Genomic DNA, 16253 nt, shown 5'->3' with positions numbered 1-16253 from the left:
CGGTACGTTGAAGGTTTGGCGAGGTTATGGGGATGGCGGTGAGCTGTCAATGAAAAAACATACGCTTGTTTGAAATGCCCGTTGCAGCCTTGTCCTGCCTCGCTCGCGTTAACGTAACCACCGGTTTCATGACTGGTCGCGACGCAGCCGCATGGGTATGCTGGGACCGTTACGCGCCTGCGTTCAGTGGCACATTGCATTTAAGGAGTTGCTGTGGAGTTTTTCATCGAGTACGCCGGTTTCCTGGCCAAGACCGTGACGCTGGTGATCGCCATCCTGGTGGTGCTGGTCAGTTTTGCTGCGTTGCGCAGCAAGGGGCGGCGCAAGTCGACCGGTCAGTTGCAGGTGAGCAAACTCAACGATTTCTACAAGGGGCTACGTGAGCGCCTGGAACAGACGCTGCTGGACAAGGATCAGCTCAAGGCGCTGCGCAAGGCCGAAGGCAAGGCTGAAAAAGCCGGGAAGAAAAACAAGGACAAGCCGGCGGCCAAGCCCCGGGTGTTCGTGCTGGATTTCGACGGTGACATCAAGGCCTCGGCCACCGAGAGCCTGCGTCATGAAATCACTGCGCTGCTGACCCTGGCGACGCCGAAGGATGAAGTCGTGCTGCGCCTGGAAAGTGGCGGCGGCATGGTCCACAGCTACGGCCTGGCCTCCTCGCAACTGGCGCGGATCCGTCAGGCCGGCGTGCCGTTGACGGTCTGTATCGACAAGGTCGCGGCCAGCGGTGGCTACATGATGGCGTGCATCGGCGAGAAGATCATCAGCGCTCCCTTCGCGATCCTGGGTTCCATCGGCGTCGTCGCGCAATTGCCCAACGTCAACCGGCTGCTGAAGAAACACGACATCGATTTCGAAGTGTTGACGGCCGGGGAATACAAACGCACGTTGACGGTGTTCGGCGAAAATACCGAGAAGGGCCGGGAGAAATTCCAGGAAGACCTGGACATTACCCATGAGCTGTTCAAGAACTTCGTGTCCAACTACCGCCCGCAACTGGCCATCGATGAAGTGGCGACCGGTGAGGTCTGGTTGGGTGTCGCGGCGCAGGGCAAGGGCTTGGTGGACGAGCTGAAAACCAGCGATGAATACTTGGCCGAACGCGCCAAGGGTGCCGAGCTGTACCACCTGCACTACGCCGAACGCAAAAGCCTGCAGGAACGCATCGGCATGGCGGCCAGCGGTTCGGTGGATCGTGTGCTGCTCAGTTGGTGGAGCCGCCTGACCCAGCAGCGGTTCTGGTAATCCGCGTAGCCCGCCCTCGCACTGCCCCTGTGGGAGCGGGCTGGGCCGCCACGGTGGTAGGGCCATCAAATGAAAAAGCCCTGAACCGGTACACCCGGCTCAGGGCTTTTTCATAGGGCTGTCTCAGCGACGACGGAACAGCGGCAGCGGTTCGTCAGTGGCCGCCTGGTAGGTCACCGAGAAGTCCTTGAGGCTTTCGAGGGCCTCAAAGGGGTCTTTGTCGGCACGCAAGGCAAAGGCGTCGAAGCCGCAGCGGCGCATGTAGAACAACTGGTCGCGCAGTACGTCGCCAATCGCCCGCAACTCACCCTTGAAACCATAGCGGTCGCGCAGCAGGCGAGCGTTGGAGTAGCTGCGCCCGTCGGTGAAGGCCGGGAAGTTCAAGGCGATGACCTGCAACTGGTTGGCGTCCTCGCCGATTTCCTCGGCTTCCTCGTCGGCGTCCAGCCACACGCCCAGGCCGCCGTCGCGGGCCTTGAGGGCGTGGGCATGATCGCGCCACAAGGCCAGGGGCACGATCAGGTCGTCACAGTTGGAGATGCCATCGAGGGTCGCGTCCTTGGGCAGCAGGTGCCAGGTTTCGTCGATGACCTCGTTGTTCTTAATGATTCGCTGCATAGACGCGTTCCTTGAAGAGGTCGATGCCAATACGTTGGTAAGTGTCGATGAAACGCTCGTCTTCGGTACGTTGTTCGATGTACACGTCGATCAGCTTCTCGATCACGTCAGGCATGTCGTCCTGGGCAAACGACGGGCCGAGGATCTTGCCCAGGCTGGCGTCGCGGCTACCGCTGCCGCCCAGGGAGACCTGGTAGAACTCTTCGCCTTTCTTGTCCACGCCCAGGATGCCGATGTGGCCGACGTGGTGGTGACCACAGGCGTTCATGCAGCCGGAAATGTTCAGGTCCAGCTCGCCGATGTCGAACAGGTAGTCCAGGTCGTCGAAGCGACGCTGGATCGATTCGGCGATAGGGATCGACTTGGCGTTGGCCAGGGAGCAGAAGTCGCCGCCCGGGCAGCAGATCATGTCGGTCAGCAGGCCGATGTTCGGGGTGGCGAAACCTTGCTCGCGCAACTCGCCCCAGAGGGTGAACAACTGGCTCTGTTCAACGTCCGCCAGGATGATGTTCTGCTCATGGGAGGTGCGCAGTTGGCCGAAGCTGTAGCGCTCGGCCAGGTCGGCCACGGCGTCCAGTTGCTTGTCGGTGATGTCGCCCGGCGCGACGCCGGTTGGCTTCAGGGACAGGGTCACCGCGACATAACCCGGCTTCTTGTGGGCCAGGGTATTGCGGGTGCGCCAGCGAGCGAAGCCAGGGTGTTCCTTGTCGAGGGCAGCCAGCTCGGCGTTCTGGTTGCTCAGGACCTTGTAGTCTGGATCGACGAAATGCTTGGCCACACGGTGGACTTCTGCTTCGGTCAGGGTGGTCTGGCCGCCACGCAGGTGAGCCATCTCGGCTTCGACCTTCTCGGCGAACACTTCAGGCGTGAGGGCCTTGACCAGGATCTTGATCCGCGCCTTGTATTTGTTGTCGCGACGGCCGTAGCGGTTGTATACCCGCAGGATGGCGTCGAGGTAGCTCAGCAGGTCCTGCCACGGCAGGAACTCGTTGATGAACGCGCCGACCACCGGCGTACGCCCCAGGCCACCGCCCACCAGTACACGGAAGCCCAACTCGCCGGCCGCGTTGTAGACCGTCTCCAGGCCAATGTCGTGGACTTCGATGGCCGCACGGTCAGAGGTCGAGCCGTTGATGGCGATCTTGAACTTGCGTGGCAGGTAGGCGAATTCCGGGTGGAACGTCGTCCACTGGCGGACAATCTCGCACCACGGGCGCGGGTCGATCAACTCGTCGGCTGCGACACCGGCGAACTGGTCGGTGGTGACGTTGCGCAGGCAGTTGCCGCTGGTCTGGATCGCGTGCATCTGCACGGTGGCCAGTTCGGCGAGGATCTCGGGCACATCTTCCAGGGCTGGCCAGTTGTACTGGACGTTCTGCCGGGTACTGATGTGGGCGTAGCCCTTGTCGTAGTCGCGGGCGATTTGCGCCAGTTTGCGCACCTGGCGCGAAGTCAGCTGGCCATAAGGCACAGCCACCCGCAGCATCGGGGCGAAGCGCTGGATATACAGGCCATTCTGCAAGCGCAGAGGGCGGAATTCTTCTTCGCTCAGCTCGCCTGCCAGATAGCGTCGGGTCTGATCACGGAACTGCTTGACGCGGTCCTCGATGATCCGCTGATCGTACTCGTCATATACGTACATATAAGTCTCGGTCTCAGGCTTGGGCCGATCAGAAACAGCTGCATGTTGGCTCGCTGGAATCGGGTTCTGCCTCGGCAATTCTGCGCGCACGGCCGCGCACTCCTAGAGGAGCCGGTGCAAGATACCTGTTTTGAGTTATGCGCAAAAGTGATGTTTGAGTATATGTAAAGAACCAAATCGACTAATGAGATTGATTATTGCCTAACCCACATTTGTCGTGCGGGCAATCATCGTCTTAACTGTGGTCGAGTCCCTATGCAATCACCTACAAAACCGACAAGAGGCGATGCAATGAGCAATCCGACCAAAGCAAGGAAAAGCGACAGTACCGTTGATGCCTGGGCCATTTTGTTCCTGATTATCCTGGTGGTGGGCACCGCAGTGTTCTGGGTCAGTCATCAATAGGTTCGAGCCGTTGCCAGCCACATGAAGGTCTCGCGTTCATGTGCCCGTTCGCCACCCGGGTCGTTATACTGGGTGGCGTATTATTCAGGGCAGGCGGGATGTTTAAGTTTATCTGCAGGCTGGTAGCGTTGTTATGCCTGTCATTCTGGTTACCGGTGCACGCCGCCGGCGCTGTTTCTCCTTCAGCCCAGGTGAGGGCTGCGACTTCGGTGGTGTTCCTCAATCCGGGGCGTTCGACCGAGACGTTCTGGGTCAGCTATAGCGAGTTCATGCAGGCCGCGGCTAATGGCTTGGGGTTGCGCCTGCGCGTGGAGTACGCCGAGCGCGATCCCGAGCGCATGATCCGCCAGGCTCAAGACGTCATCACGTCGGTTGACCGTCCGGACTACCTGGTGCTGGTGAACGAACAGTATGTTGCCCCGCGCATCCTGCAATTGGCCCAGGGCAGCGGGATCAAGCTGTTCCTGGTGAACAACACGCTGACCAGCGACCAGACCCGCCTGCTGGTACAGCAGGGCGCGCCGCCTCCCGCACTGCTTGGCAGCCTGGTGCCTGACGACGAGCGCAGTGGCTACCTGATGCTCACCGAGCTGTTGCGCCAGTATGGGCCGCTGGCGCCTGGGCAAACCCTCGACCTGTTGGCATTTTCCGGAAAGAAGTCCACGCCTTCGGCGCAACTGCGTGAGAAAGGTCTGTACCGGGCGCTGGCCGAGCATCCACAGGTACACCTGCGCCAGTTGGTCTATGGCGAGTGGAATCGCGAGCGCTCCTACGAGCAGGCCAGCCAACTGGCCAAGCGATATCCGCAGACCGCGCTGGTGTGGTCCGCCAACGATGAGATGGCCCTGGGCGCCATGCAGGCGTTCGAGGAGGCGGGTCGCCAGCCGGGCAAGGATGTGTTGTTCAGCGCCATGAACAGTTCCAGGGCGGCGCTCCAGGCCCGCATCGACGGGCGCTTGAGCGTGCTGTTCACCGGGCACTTCAGCTTGGGAGGGTGGGCCATGGTGCTACTCCATGATCACGCCCGGGGCACTGACCTCGCGCGTCATGGCGGCTACAACCAGCAGATCGACCTGATGCAATCGCTCGATCCGGCCCGCGCTCGAGCGTGGCTGAACATGAATCCTGCCAAGGACTATCGCCTGGATTTCAAGCGCTTCAGCCTGGTGTCTCGCCCGGATGGCGAGCGCTATGCCTTTTCGCTCGATGGGCTTGGGCGTCGCTAGCCTCAGTCCGGATTGCAGCCAAGCTGTCCATAATGATCTGTGGGTACTAAGTGTTCACACACCCGCAAAGTACAACACCAAATTAACGATCCCATACAACGTCAACCCGAAAATGACCGTAAACAGGATGCCGAGGATCACGAAGTGACTCGGCTTTCCATGGGTAAAGTCCCGGGCGCGGTTTTTCCCGCTTTGCACGCCAAAGGCCGCCGCCCCCACGCTGTGCAGCATTTGCAACAGAGTGGGTGGCTTATTGTCGGTTGGATCGTCCATAAATCCCTCGTCTGTCATGTGTGTGGGACAAGCATAGACAAAAGATCTCGATCTGCGGTGGCCTCAGCCATGGATCTCTGGCGCCCGTTTTTCCCCCAACGCCTTGGCAGACAGAAAATCAGTCAACCTAAGCCTTCCTGACCCGTGTCGCTACTGGTACTTCTGTCAGTATCCGCTTCGGTGGGATTGGATCACGCTGATGACTCCTGTCACTTGCGGAGATATCAGCCATGAACGTCCGAAGCTCGTTCACGGCCACGGTTTTTTACCGTTGCGCTACGGCTACGCTGGTTTTCCTCTTGGGGTTGCCGGTAAGCAATGCGGCAACCGAAAGCCAAGAGAACACACCTCAACCGACGTCGGCGAGTGTTTATGCCAATGCGATAGGCGATGCCCGCTTTGAACGTTCGGCGATACACGTTGAGCAGGGCTATACGATTGAAAGTGGCAATTTGTATGCCCGTGATGGTGAGACGGGGTCGTTGGTGGTGGTTCGGTCTCCGGAGGGGGCGGTCGTTGGGATTGTCAACGAGCCCGATAAGCATGGTTTGTTAAAAGTTGACCCCCAGGGGCGCCTTACATTCATTGCCGAGCCAGCTGAAGACTTGTTGGAAAACGATATGGTCAAACCACAGGAAGATATTGGTCGCCCGGAGACGGCCAGTGACGGGCACTCTTATATTGATATGCTCTTCGCTTATTCTGCCAATGCGCTGAATCAGCTGGCGGTCGATCCCATTGCTCACGCGCTTGCACAGGTTGAAATGGTCAATCTCAGCTTACGAAACTCGCGCGTCGGGGAAGTTTCATTGCGACTCGGTGCCGTCAGCGTTTTTGATGTGCCTTACAATACCAGTAACGAGGGATTGACCAATTGGCAAGATCTTCTCAGCCCCTATCGGGACCGGTACAAAACCGATGTGAACGCAGCCATTGCGACGGGTACCAACCAAGAGCAGGGAAGAGCCTATTTTCGTGGATATTCAAGCGTCAGCGCCTGGTATGCACCCACCACTTTTACCCATGAGATAGGGCATAACGTCGGAGGGGACCATTGCGAAGAGGCAAACGGTTCGGACTACAACTATGGCTACAATAACGGCAAAACCAAAACCAATATGTGTACCGGTAGTCGATCCCTCTACTATTCGACACCTGCCGTCAATGATACTTACGGCTTGCCGATAGGGAATGCAAGGACGGCCGACATGGCACGCGTCTGGCGTGAGAGTACGGCGCGATTGACGGGTTACAAGCCGGAACTGCCAGGTCTGCGTATGCTGGTCGTCAGCGGTCTCCATAATCAGGCGTCTACTTACATCCGGATTCCTGGAATAGAGCGACTTTATATGGGTGGGATCGTTGCTCTGTCAGCCGATGTGGGTCCTACAGAGCTGGCGCCAGGAACAGATGAAAAGTTCACGATGCTGAGGGTGAAGTTGTTCAGTGCGGCAGGTAATGAAGTGGTCGTTAAGTTACGGGGGATTCGCGTTCAAGAGGAAAATGGTTGGCGGGAACATATGAACAGTAAGCGTTTTCTCGGAGCGCTCGGCCCCATGGTTGGGCTTGAAATACAATACGATGTTCGGGATAACGTAGCGCTTCCGGCGGGATACTATAATGGATTGTTGCAGTTGGAGGCTCGAAGGGCTAATTCCGATTGGAAGGAACCGATAAATATAATTGTCTCGGTGAAGAAGTAAATAAAGCGGTGGCGTCAGTATTTTATCGCGGTGTTTTGCGTTGGAAGCGCTGCTGGGCTTTCGAAAGACGACAGTTGAGTCCTGAAAATCGCAGCCTTCGGCAACGACAGGATTATGTATCCATGCAGTTGACGAAGGCTGCGGTCTGTTTGGGCCAAGATCTTATATCAGCTGTCATACCCCAAATTAGGCGACAACCAACGCTCCGTCACACTCAACTCCTGGCCTTTACGCGCGGTATAGCTCTGGACCTGATCCTTATCGATCTTGCCCACGGCGAAGTACTGCGCCTGGGGATGGGCGAAGTACCAGCCGCTGACCGCCGCTGCTGGGAACATGGCGTAGTGTTCGGTGAGGAACACACCGCTGCGTCCGGCCTTCAGTTCGCTGGCCTCGGGATCGAGCAGGCGGAACAGGGTGGCTTTCTCGGTGTGGTCCGGGCAGGCCGGGTAACCGGGGGCAGGGCGGATGCCGGTGTATTGCTCCTTGATCAGGGCGTCGTTGTCCAGGCTCTCGTCCTGGGCGTAGCCCCAATAATTTTTGCGCACTTGCTGGTGCAACCATTCGGCGCAGGCCTCGGCCAGACGGTCGGCGAGGGCCTTGACCATGATCGAGTTGTAGTCGTCGCCGGCCTCCTGATAGGCCTTGGCCACTTCTTCGGCGCCGATGCCGGCGGTGGTGATGAAGCCGCCGACGTAGTCGGTCACGCCGCTGTCCTTCGGCGCGACGAAGTCGGCCAGGGAGAAGTTGGGCTTGCCGTCGGTCTTGATGATCTGTTGGCGCAGGTGGTGCAGGCGCGCCAAGGGCTTGCCGTCGTCACCGTAGACTTCCAGGTCGTCGTCATGCACCTGGTTGGCCGGCCAGAAGCCGAACACCGCGCGAGCGCTGATGAGTTTCTCGTCGATCAGCTTGCGCAGCATCGCCCGGGCATCGGCGTACAGTGCGGTGGCGGCTTCGCCGACCACTTCGTCGGTGAGGATGCGTGGGTACTTGCCGGCCAGGTCCCAGGAAATAAAGAACGGCGTCCAGTCGATGTATTCGGCCAGGACGTTCAGGTCGATGTCGTCCAGGACTCGCGCGCCGGTGAAGGTCGGCTTGACCGGCTGGTAGCTGCTCCAGTCGAACTGTGGCTTCTTGGCGATGGCCGCTGCATAGCTCAGGCGTTCGGTCCGAGCGCTGCGGTTGGATGTGCGCTCGCGCACGTCCATGTAGTCCAGGCGGGTTTTCTCGACGAAAGCCGGCTTGAGTTCCTTGGACAGCAACTGGGTCGCCACGCCCACGGCACGGGAGGCATCGGTGACGTAGATCACCGCGTCGTTGCTGTACTTGGGCTCGATCTTTACCGCCGTGTGGGCCTTGGAGGTGGTGGCCCCGCCAATCATCAGCGGCAGATGGAAGTCCTGGCGCTGCATCTCCCGCGCCACATGCACCATCTCATCCAGGGACGGGGTGATCAGCCCGGACAGGCCGATGATGTCGCACTTCTGCTCCTTGGCCACCTGCAGGATTTTTTCCGCCGGCACCATCACGCCCAGGTCGACGATGTCATAGCCGTTGCAACCGAGCACCACGCCGACGATGTTCTTGCCAATGTCGTGGACGTCGCCCTTGACCGTGGCCATCAGGATCTTGCCCTTGGCTTCCGGCTTGTCGCCTTTTTCCGCCTCGATGAACGGAATCAGGTGGGCCACGGCCTGCTTCATCACACGGGCGGACTTGACCACCTGAGGCAGGAACATCTTACCGGCGCCAAACAGGTCGCCGACGATGTTCATGCCGGCCATCAGCGGGCCTTCAATGACCTCGATCGGCCGGGCGAACGACAGTCGCGATTCTTCGGTGTCTTCAACGATGTGGGTGGTGATGCCCTTGACCAGGGCATGTTCCAGGCGCTTGTTCACTTCCCAGCCGCGCCATTCCTCGGTTTCCGCTTCCTTGACGCTGCCGTCGCCCTTGTACTTGTCGGCGATGGCGAGGAGGGCGTCGGTGCCTTCGGGGGTACGGTTGAGGATCACGTCTTCCACGGCGTCGCGCAGTTCCACCGGGATCTGGTCGTAGATCTCCAGTTGGCCGGCATTGACGATGCCCATGGTCAGGCCCGCGCGGATCGCATAGAGCAGGAACACCGAGTGGATCGCCTCGCGCACCGGGTTGTTGCCACGGAACGAGAAGGACACGTTGGACACGCCGCCGGAGGTCAGCGCGTAGGGCAGTTCGTCGCGGATGTAGGCGCAGGCGTTGATGAAATCCACGGCATAGTTGTTGTGCTCTTCGATACCGGTGGCGACGGCGAAGATGTTCGGGTCGAAAATGATGTCTTCCGGCGGGAAGCCGACTTCATTGACCAGGATGTCATAGGAGCGCTTGCAGATTTCCTTCTTGCGCGCCTCGGTGTCGGCCTGGCCGGCTTCGTCGAACGCCATCACCACCACGGCGGCGCCGTAGCGCTTGCACAGCTTGGCGTGATGGATGAACTGCTCGACACCTTCCTTCATGCTGATGGAGTTGACGATGCCCTTGCCCTGGATGCACTTGAGGCCGGCCTCGATCACTTCCCACTTGGAGGAGTCGATCATGATCGGCACGCGGGAGATGTCCGGTTCGCCGGCAATCAGATTGAGGAAGGTCACCATGGCCTTCTTCGAATCGAGCATGCCCTCGTCCATGTTGATGTCGATCACCTGGGCGCCGGCCTCGACCTGCTGCAGTGCCACTTCCAGGGCTTCGGTGTAGTTGTCCTCGCGGATCAACCGGGCGAACTTGGCGGAACCGGTGATGTTGGTCCGCTCGCCGACGTTGACGAACAGCGAGCTGCGATCGATGGTGAACGGTTCCAGCCCCGACAGGCGGCAGGCCCGGGGAATCTCTGGAATCGGCCGCGGGGCATAGCCGGCCACGGCCTTGGCGATGGCTTCGATGTGCGCCGGGGTGGTGCCGCAGCAACCGCCGACGATGTTCAGGAAGCCGCTCTGGGCGAATTCCTCGATGACTTTGGCGGTCTCGGCCGGCAATTCGTCGTATTCACCGAATTCGTTGGGCAGGCCGGCGTTCGGGTGCGCCGAGACGTGGGTATTGGCCTTGTTCGACAGCTCTTCCAGGTACGGGCGCAGTTCGCTAGCGCCGAGGGCGCAGTTCAAGCCCACGGAAATCGGCTTGGCGTGGGCCACGGAGTTCCAGAAGGCTTCGGTGGTCTGGCCGGACAGGGTACGACCGGACGCATCGGTGATGGTGCCGGAGATCATGATCGGCAGTTCGACGCCCAACGCTTCATAAACACCCTGCACGGCGAAAATCGCTGCCTTGGCATTGAGCGTGTCGAAAATGGTTTCGATCAGGATCAGGTCGGCACCGCCTTCGATCAGGCCCTTGGTGGCCTCGGTGTAGTTTTCCACCAGTTCGTCGAAGGTCACGTTGCGGTAGCCGGGGTTGTTCACGTCCGGCGACAGCGAGCAGGTGCGGCTGGTCGGGCCGAGTACGCCGGCAACGAAACGTGGCTTGTCCGGGGTTTCCAGGGTCTTGGCGTCAGCCACTTTACGGGCCAGGCGCGCGCCTTCCAGGTTCAGCTCGTAGGCCAGGCCTTGCATGCCGTAGTCGGCCTGGGACACCTGGGTGGCGTTGAAAGTGTTGGTTTCCAGGATGTCGGCGCCAGCATCCAGGTAGGCTTTTTCGATGGCGCCGATCACGTCCGGGCGGCTCAGCACCAGCAGGTCGTTGTTGCCCTTGACGTCGCTCGGCCAGTCGGCGAAACGCTTGCCACGGTAGTCCTGCTCTTCGAGCTTGTAGCTCTGGATCATCGTGCCCATGCCGCCGTCGAGGATCAGGATGCGCTCCTTGAGGGCTTGCTGGAGAAGATAAAGGCGAGCGCTGCGATCGGACATAGGACTACCTGGAAAAAAAGACCATTACGAAGGCCAGGATGATAGCAAACCTGTGCAGGATTTGATCATGATGGGCTTTTGCATGAATATCGCTCATGTTTGCAAGGCGATGCTGGCCCGGTAGAATCGCCGGACTATCTCTTAGGGACCCGAGACATGCCGTACCGCGTCTTATTCGGCAGTCTGTTGCTGCTGTTGTGTTTTACCGCAGCCGCCGGGAGCCGCACTCCCGCGATCTCCTACACCCGCGACATCCAGCCGATCTTCACGGAAAAATGCGTGGCCTGCCATGCCTGCTACGACTCCGCTTGCCAGTTGAACCTGGGCAGCGGCGAAGGCGCGGCACGGGGAGCGAGCAAACTGTCGGTGTACGACGGCGAGCGGCGCCAGGCGGCCGAGCCGACCCGCTTGTTCTATGACGCCTCCGGCCAGCGCGCCTGGCAGCGCAAGGGCTTCTATTCGGTGCTCGATGCCCAAGGCAGCCAGGCTGCCCTGATGGCGCGCATGCTGGAGTTGGGCCACCGCACGCCGTTGCAGCCCAACGCCAAGCTGCCGGAAGAGATCGTGCTGGGCCTCAATCGCGAAAACAGCTGCGCGATGCCGGATCAATTCAACGAATACGCCGGCGCCCATCCCAAGGAAGGCATGCCCCTGGCCGTCACCGGCCTGACCGACCAGCAATACCAGACCCTGCAACGTTGGCTGGCCGCAGGCGCCCCCATCGATCAGCAGGCCATGGCCCCGAGTGCCGCCGAAGCCTTGCAGGTGGTGCAATGGGAAAACCTGCTCAACGCCCCTGGCGCCCGGGAAAGCCTGGTGGGCCGCTGGTTGTTCGAGCACTGGTTCCTGGCGCACATCTATTTCAAAGACGGCGAGCCGGGGCATTTCTTCCAGTGGGTCCGTTCGCGCACGCCCACCGGGCAGCCGATCGACCTGATCAATACCCGCCGTCCGAATGATGACCCTGGCACCCGCGTCTATTACCGGCTCTGGCCGGTGCAAGGGGTGATCGTGCACAAGACCCATATTACCTACGGCTTGAGCGCGGCGAAGATGGGGCGCATCAAGAGCCTGTTCTACAGCGGCAAATGGCAGGTGACCGCGTTGCCGGGCTACGGTCCGGAGCGCCGGGCCAATCCATTTTCCACCTTCGAAGCGATCCCGGCCCAGGCTCGCTACCAGTTCATGCTCGATAACGCCGAGTATTTTGTGCGCACCTTCATTCGCGGGCCGGTGTGCCGGGGCCAGATTGCCACGGACGTGATCCGCGACAATTTCTGGGCGCTGTTCCAGGCCCCCGAACATGACCTGTACATTACAGATCCGAACTACCGCGGCCAGGCCACGCCGCTGCTGGCAATGCCGGGGCAGAACGACGATGTGGGCAGCGTTCTCAGCCTGTGGCTCGACTACCGGGACAAGCGCAACGAGTACGAAGCCTTGCGCCGCGACGTCTATGCCGATGCGCCGGCGCCGAGTTGGTCGACGCTGTGGGCCGGGAATGACAATGCATTGCTGAGCATTTTCCGGCATTTCGACAGCGCTTCGGTCACCAAGGGGTTGATCGGGGAGGTGCCGCAGACGATGTGGCTGTTCGACTTCCCGTTGCTGGAGCGCACCTATTACCAATTGGCGGTGAACTTCGATGTATTCGGCAACGTGTCCCACCAGGCCCAGACCCGGCTGTATTTCGATCTGATCCGCAACGGTGCGGAGCAGAACTTCCTGCGCCTGATGCCGGCCGACTCCCGGGAAGGCTATCTTGACGACTGGTACCAGGCCGGTGGCAAATTCAAGATGTGGCTCGATTACGAGGCCATCGACGATGACAAACCGACCGCTCTCAAGCTTGATGAGCGCGACCCCAAGGGCGATTTCACCCAGCAACTGCTGGCCCGGTACGGCGAGCTGAATGCCCGCCCCGATCCGATCAACCGCTGCGACGGCGCCTACTGCTCGCGCCCGAACATCGACCCGGCGCTGCAAAACGCCGAACAGGCCCTCAGTCGGCTGGTGTCGCGCCCGGCGGCGGGGCTCAAGGTGATCGACCAACTGCCGGAAGCGACTCTGCTGCGCGTCGAAACCGCCAGTGGTCATCGTGAAGTCTACAGCCTGCTGCGCAACCGAGCCCACAGCAACGTGGCGTTCCTGCTGGGCGAGGAGGCGCGATACCAGCCGGGGCTGGACACACTCACGGTCTACCCGGGCGTGCTCAGCAGCTATCCGAACTTCATGTTCAATATTCCGGCCGGGCAAGTGCCGGCATTCGTCGAGGCCATGCAAGGCGCCCAGGATGCACCGACGTTCGAGCGGATTGTCGAGCGCTGGGGCATTCGTCGCAGCCACCCGCAGTTCTGGTACTACTTCCACGACCTGAGCCAGTACATCCAGGAGACGGAGCCCCTGGAAAGCGGCGTGTTGGACATGAATCGCTACCAGAACCTCTGATCGACAGCTCCGGCGGCAAACTCCGTGCCGCCGGACGCTTTCCTGACAAAAATACTGGGACTTTGTCCGGCGCGATGATTGGCGTAAACTGCCGGCAAGCCTGCGAGGAGTTTCCATGACCGCCATTACCATTACCGATGCCGCCCACGATTACCTGGCCGACCTGCTGTCCAAGCAGAACACCCCGGGTATCGGGATCCGCATCTTTATCACCCAGCCCGGCACTCAATACGCTGAGACGTGCATTGCCTACTGCAAGCCGGGGGAAGAAAAACCCGAAGACACCGCGCTGGGGCTCAAGAGCTTCACCGCGTACATCGACTCGTTCAGCGAAGCCTTCCTGGACGATGCGGTGGTCGACTACGCCACTGACCGCATGGGTGGCCAACTGACCATCAAGGCGCCAAACGCCAAGGTGCCGATGGTCAACGCCGACAGCCCGGTCAACGAGCGCATCAATTACTACCTGCAAACTGAAATCAACCCGGGGCTGGCCAGCCACGGCGGCCAGGTTTCGCTGATCGACGTGGTGGAAGACGGCATCGCCGTGCTCCAGTTCGGCGGCGGCTGCCAGGGCTGCGGCCAGGCTGACGTCACGTTGAAGGAAGGCATCGAGCGCACCTTGCTCGAGCGCATTCCGGAGCTCAAGGGCGTACGCGACGTGACCGATCACACGCAGAAAGAAAACGCCTACTACTGATTGTGGCGAGGGGATTTATCCCCGCTGGGGCCGTGGAGGCCCCATCAAGCTACCTGACCTGCCGCAAACAAGATCTGGGGCTGCTGCGCAGCCCAACGGGGATGAATCCCCTCGCCACAGGAATGACCCTCTCGAAGCCTCTGTGGGAGCAAGCTTGCTCCTACAGGGGATGGGTGGCTCTTGCCGGTTGCGTCAGGGCCGGTAGAGATGCGCATGCCCGGCACGGTACAGCGATGATTCGCTGAACACGTCATTGCCCAGCACACGACCCACCAGGATCAGCGCCGTACGGCGAAAGCCCTTGGCCTGCACCTTCTCGGCGATATCTGCCAGTGTACCCAGCACCCAATCCTGATCCGGCCATGTTGCCCGGTGAATCACCGCGATCGCGCAATCCGCGCCGTAGTGGGGCAGCAGTTCACTGACGATTTTTTCCAGATGATTGACCCCCAGGTGAATCGCCATGGTCGCTCCGTGCTGCGCCAGGCTGGCAAATTCCTCCCCGGCGGGCATCGCGGTCTTGTCCGCGTAGCGCGTCAGGATCACGCTTTGGGAGACGTCAGGCAGGGTCAGTTCTGCACCCAGCAAAGCAGCACAGGCTGAGGTCGCGGTCACGCCCGGGATGATTTCGAAAGGGATGCCCAGTTCCCGCAGGCAACGAATCTGCTCGCCGATGGCACCGTACAGACTCGGGTCGCCGGAATGCACCCGCGCCACATCCTGGCCCTTGAGGTGCGCGGTTTTGATCAACTCAATGATTTGCTCCAGGTGCAGCTCGGCGCTGTTGATCACCTGTTCGGCGCGATGCCCCTCAAGCACGGCCGTCGGCACCAGGGAACCGGCGTAGATGATCACCGCGCAGCTGTGGATCAGTCGCTGGCCTTTGACGGTAATGAGATCCGGGTCGCCGGGGCCGGCGCCGATGAAGTAAACGGTCATGACCGGCTCCTGTGGAAGGTGGGTGAGCGTCGCCCATATGAAGATCGCTCATGATCCTGGGCGCCGATTATCGGGATTTACGCGACGACCGCCAATGCCAACGTGCTCTTGGGCCCTTTTTGGCGAGTAATCAGCAGCGTCGCGGGCGTTGTGCCCAACTGGTCGGCCAAGGCCAGGGCGGCGCTTTCGGCGATGCCGTAGCAACCGGTTCGCTGGAAGGCGATCTCGGAGCGGTGACCGAGCCGCTGCTCGTAGCCGGCCAACTGTTCGACACTGAAGCAGGTCAGCGGCAGGGCCAGTTGCCCGGCCAGCTCCAGCAGTCCGGGTTCGTCACGCTTGAGGTCGATACTGGCCAGGGCCCGTACCCGATGAAGTCCGATGCCGTGGGCCAGCAGCGTTTCGTCGAGCAAGGCCCGCAGCGTGCTGGCCGGGCAACCACGCTGGCAGCCAAGGCCGACCACCAGCATCGGCCCGTTGCTCATGCGTCGTGGCGGGCTTGGCCGTCACGGCGAAACAGCCATGTGCTGATCAGGCCCAGGGCCAGCCAGAACGCGACGTTGGTCACTTGCGAGGCGATCTTGAATTGCGTTTCAAGCGCTTCGGGCGCCAGCATCGAGTGGACTTCGGGCTGGGGTGCGCCGATGACGTGGGGCACCAGCAACGTCGCCACGCCCAGCAACTTGAGCAGCCAATGCTTGCCGAAGGCGATCAGGGCGATGCCTACCGCCGTGGACGCCGCGGTGCCGATCCACCACATCTGCCGTTGGGCCAGGTCGGCCGCTGCGGTACCAGGCAGTTCCGGCGGCAGGCCAAGCGTCGGCGCCAAGACGAAAGTGGCATAACCGGCCAAGCCCCAGAGCAGGCCTTGGGACGTGCGAGTCGGTGCGCGCAAGGTGTACAGGCCCGCCAGCATCAGGGCAAAACCCACGGCGACCACCAGGTTGCCGCCTGTGGTGGACAGCACGCGCTGCCAACCGTCTTCCGGCTCCCAGGCCTCGGCATCATGGGTATGAGCCGCCCCGTCGGCGTGTTCATGGACCTCGGTCGCCGGGGCCTTCTCGAAGGTTTCCGCCTGGAGAATCAGCGGCGATACCCAGAAACTTTGCAGCAGGGTCAGCAGCAGGGCGGCCAGCAAGCCGCTGAAACCAGCGGTCTGCGCGATACGCTTGATCATGT

General features: G+C 60.8%; 12 protein-coding genes. 5 read left to right on the top strand and 7 right to left on the bottom strand.

What is annotated here, in order from left to right; genetic code table 11:
* Positions 1-213: 213 nt before the first annotated feature.
* Positions 214-1245 carry a protease SohB gene (gene sohB / locus V7773_RS02795; protein WP_063322009.1) on the top strand — a complete coding sequence of 344 codons (1032 nt, stop codon included), beginning with the start codon at positions 214-216 and terminating at the stop codon, positions 1243-1245.
* 123 nt (positions 1246-1368) lie between these two features.
* Here sohB and V7773_RS02790 read toward each other — a convergent pair whose 3' ends face one another.
* Both V7773_RS02790 and V7773_RS02785 read right to left on the bottom strand, forming a co-directional pair.
* Positions 1369-1863, bottom strand: a complete 495-nt coding sequence (locus V7773_RS02790) for a DUF934 domain-containing protein (RefSeq protein WP_063322008.1) — start codon at positions 1861-1863, stop codon at positions 1369-1371.
* Complete coding sequence (locus tag V7773_RS02785; protein WP_092145591.1) at positions 1847-3505, bottom strand: nitrite/sulfite reductase; 1659 nt, start codon at positions 3503-3505, stop codon at positions 1847-1849. The genes V7773_RS02790 and V7773_RS02785 overlap by 17 nt, the downstream gene beginning before the upstream one ends.
* A 503-nt stretch (positions 3506-4008) precedes the next feature.
* On the opposite strand from V7773_RS02785, the gene V7773_RS02780 reads away from it, so the two are divergent.
* Positions 4009-5136: an ABC transporter substrate-binding protein gene (locus V7773_RS02780; protein ID WP_336072274.1), complete on the top strand. Its 1128-nt coding sequence runs from the start codon at positions 4009-4011 to the stop codon at positions 5134-5136.
* 54 nt (positions 5137-5190) lie between these two features.
* Here V7773_RS02780 and V7773_RS02775 read toward each other — a convergent pair whose 3' ends face one another.
* A complete protein-coding gene (locus V7773_RS02775) occupies positions 5191-5409 on the bottom strand; it encodes a DUF2970 domain-containing protein (RefSeq protein WP_072347696.1) in 219 nt (72 codons plus the stop codon).
* Between the two features lie 230 nt (positions 5410-5639).
* Between V7773_RS02775 and V7773_RS02770 the strand changes: the two genes are divergently transcribed.
* A complete protein-coding gene (locus V7773_RS02770) occupies positions 5640-7112 on the top strand; it encodes a reprolysin-like metallopeptidase (RefSeq protein ID WP_336072270.1) in 1473 nt (490 codons plus the stop codon).
* A 167-nt stretch (positions 7113-7279) separates the two neighbouring features.
* On the opposite strand, the gene metH is transcribed toward V7773_RS02770, so the two are convergent.
* Positions 7280-10990, bottom strand: a complete 3711-nt coding sequence (gene metH, locus V7773_RS02765) for a methionine synthase (RefSeq protein ID WP_336072268.1) — start codon at positions 10988-10990, stop codon at positions 7280-7282.
* 156 nt (positions 10991-11146) lie between these two features.
* Here metH and V7773_RS02760 point away from each other — a divergent pair, with 156 nt between their 5' ends.
* Both V7773_RS02760 and nfuA read left to right on the top strand, forming a co-directional pair.
* On the top strand, positions 11147-13438 hold the full coding sequence (locus tag V7773_RS02760) for a fatty acid cis/trans isomerase (protein WP_336072266.1): 2292 nt from the start codon (positions 11147-11149) through the stop codon (positions 13436-13438).
* A gap of 115 nt (positions 13439-13553) precedes the next feature.
* Entirely contained in the window at positions 13554-14138 is a 585-nt protein-coding gene (gene nfuA / locus V7773_RS02755) for a Fe-S biogenesis protein NfuA (RefSeq protein ID WP_003182850.1), read from the top strand.
* A 192-nt stretch (positions 14139-14330) separates the two neighbouring features.
* On the opposite strand, the gene cobM is transcribed toward nfuA, so the two are convergent.
* The 3 genes from cobM to V7773_RS02740 all read right to left on the bottom strand — a co-directional run bounded on the left by cobM (position 14331) and on the right by V7773_RS02740 (position 16251).
* Positions 14331-15077 carry a precorrin-4 C(11)-methyltransferase gene (gene cobM / locus V7773_RS02750; protein WP_336072263.1) on the bottom strand — a complete coding sequence of 249 codons (747 nt, stop codon included), beginning with the start codon at positions 15075-15077 and terminating at the stop codon, positions 14331-14333.
* Between the two features lie 77 nt (positions 15078-15154).
* Positions 15155-15559: a cobalamin biosynthesis protein gene (locus V7773_RS02745; RefSeq protein ID WP_336072262.1), complete on the bottom strand. Its 405-nt coding sequence runs from the start codon at positions 15557-15559 to the stop codon at positions 15155-15157.
* Complete coding sequence (locus V7773_RS02740) at positions 15556-16251, bottom strand: CbtA family protein (protein ID WP_063322000.1); 696 nt, start codon at positions 16249-16251, stop codon at positions 15556-15558. The genes V7773_RS02745 and V7773_RS02740 overlap by 4 nt, the downstream gene beginning before the upstream one ends.
* Positions 16252-16253: the final 2 nt, after the last annotated feature.

It is taken from the genome of Pseudomonas sp. 3JA (assembly GCF_036961705.1).
GTDB lineage: Bacteria > Pseudomonadota > Gammaproteobacteria > Pseudomonadales > Pseudomonadaceae > Aquipseudomonas > Aquipseudomonas fluorescens_Q.
Note: the sequence above shows the minus strand (reverse complement) of the source record. Positions and strands in the feature narration are given on the sequence as shown.

Excerpts from the sequence above, each read along its gene's own strand:
- metH (WP_336072268.1), bottom strand. The coding sequence starts at position 10,990 with ATGTCCGATCGCAGCGCTCGCCTTTATCTTCTCCAGCAAGCCCTCAAG.
- nfuA (WP_003182850.1), top strand. The coding sequence starts at position 13,554 with ATGACCGCCATTACCATTACCGATGCCGCCCACGATTACCTGGCCGAC.
- V7773_RS02770 (WP_336072270.1), top strand. The coding sequence starts at position 5,640 with ATGAACGTCCGAAGCTCGTTCACGGCCACGGTTTTTTACCGTTGCGCT.
- V7773_RS02785 (WP_092145591.1), bottom strand. The coding sequence starts at position 3,505 with ATGTACGTATATGACGAGTACGATCAGCGGATCATCGAGGACCGCGTC.
- cobM (WP_336072263.1), bottom strand. The coding sequence starts at position 15,077 with ATGACCGTTTACTTCATCGGCGCCGGCCCCGGCGACCCGGATCTCATT.
- V7773_RS02780 (WP_336072274.1), top strand. The coding sequence starts at position 4,009 with ATGTTTAAGTTTATCTGCAGGCTGGTAGCGTTGTTATGCCTGTCATTC.
- V7773_RS02745 (WP_336072262.1), bottom strand. The coding sequence starts at position 15,559 with ATGAGCAACGGGCCGATGCTGGTGGTCGGCCTTGGCTGCCAGCGTGGT.
- V7773_RS02760 (WP_336072266.1), top strand. The coding sequence starts at position 11,147 with ATGCCGTACCGCGTCTTATTCGGCAGTCTGTTGCTGCTGTTGTGTTTT.
- V7773_RS02740 (WP_063322000.1), bottom strand. The coding sequence starts at position 16,251 with ATGATCAAGCGTATCGCGCAGACCGCTGGTTTCAGCGGCTTGCTGGCC.
- V7773_RS02775 (WP_072347696.1), bottom strand. The coding sequence starts at position 5,409 with ATGGACGATCCAACCGACAATAAGCCACCCACTCTGTTGCAAATGCTG.
- V7773_RS02790 (WP_063322008.1), bottom strand. The coding sequence starts at position 1,863 with ATGCAGCGAATCATTAAGAACAACGAGGTCATCGACGAAACCTGGCAC.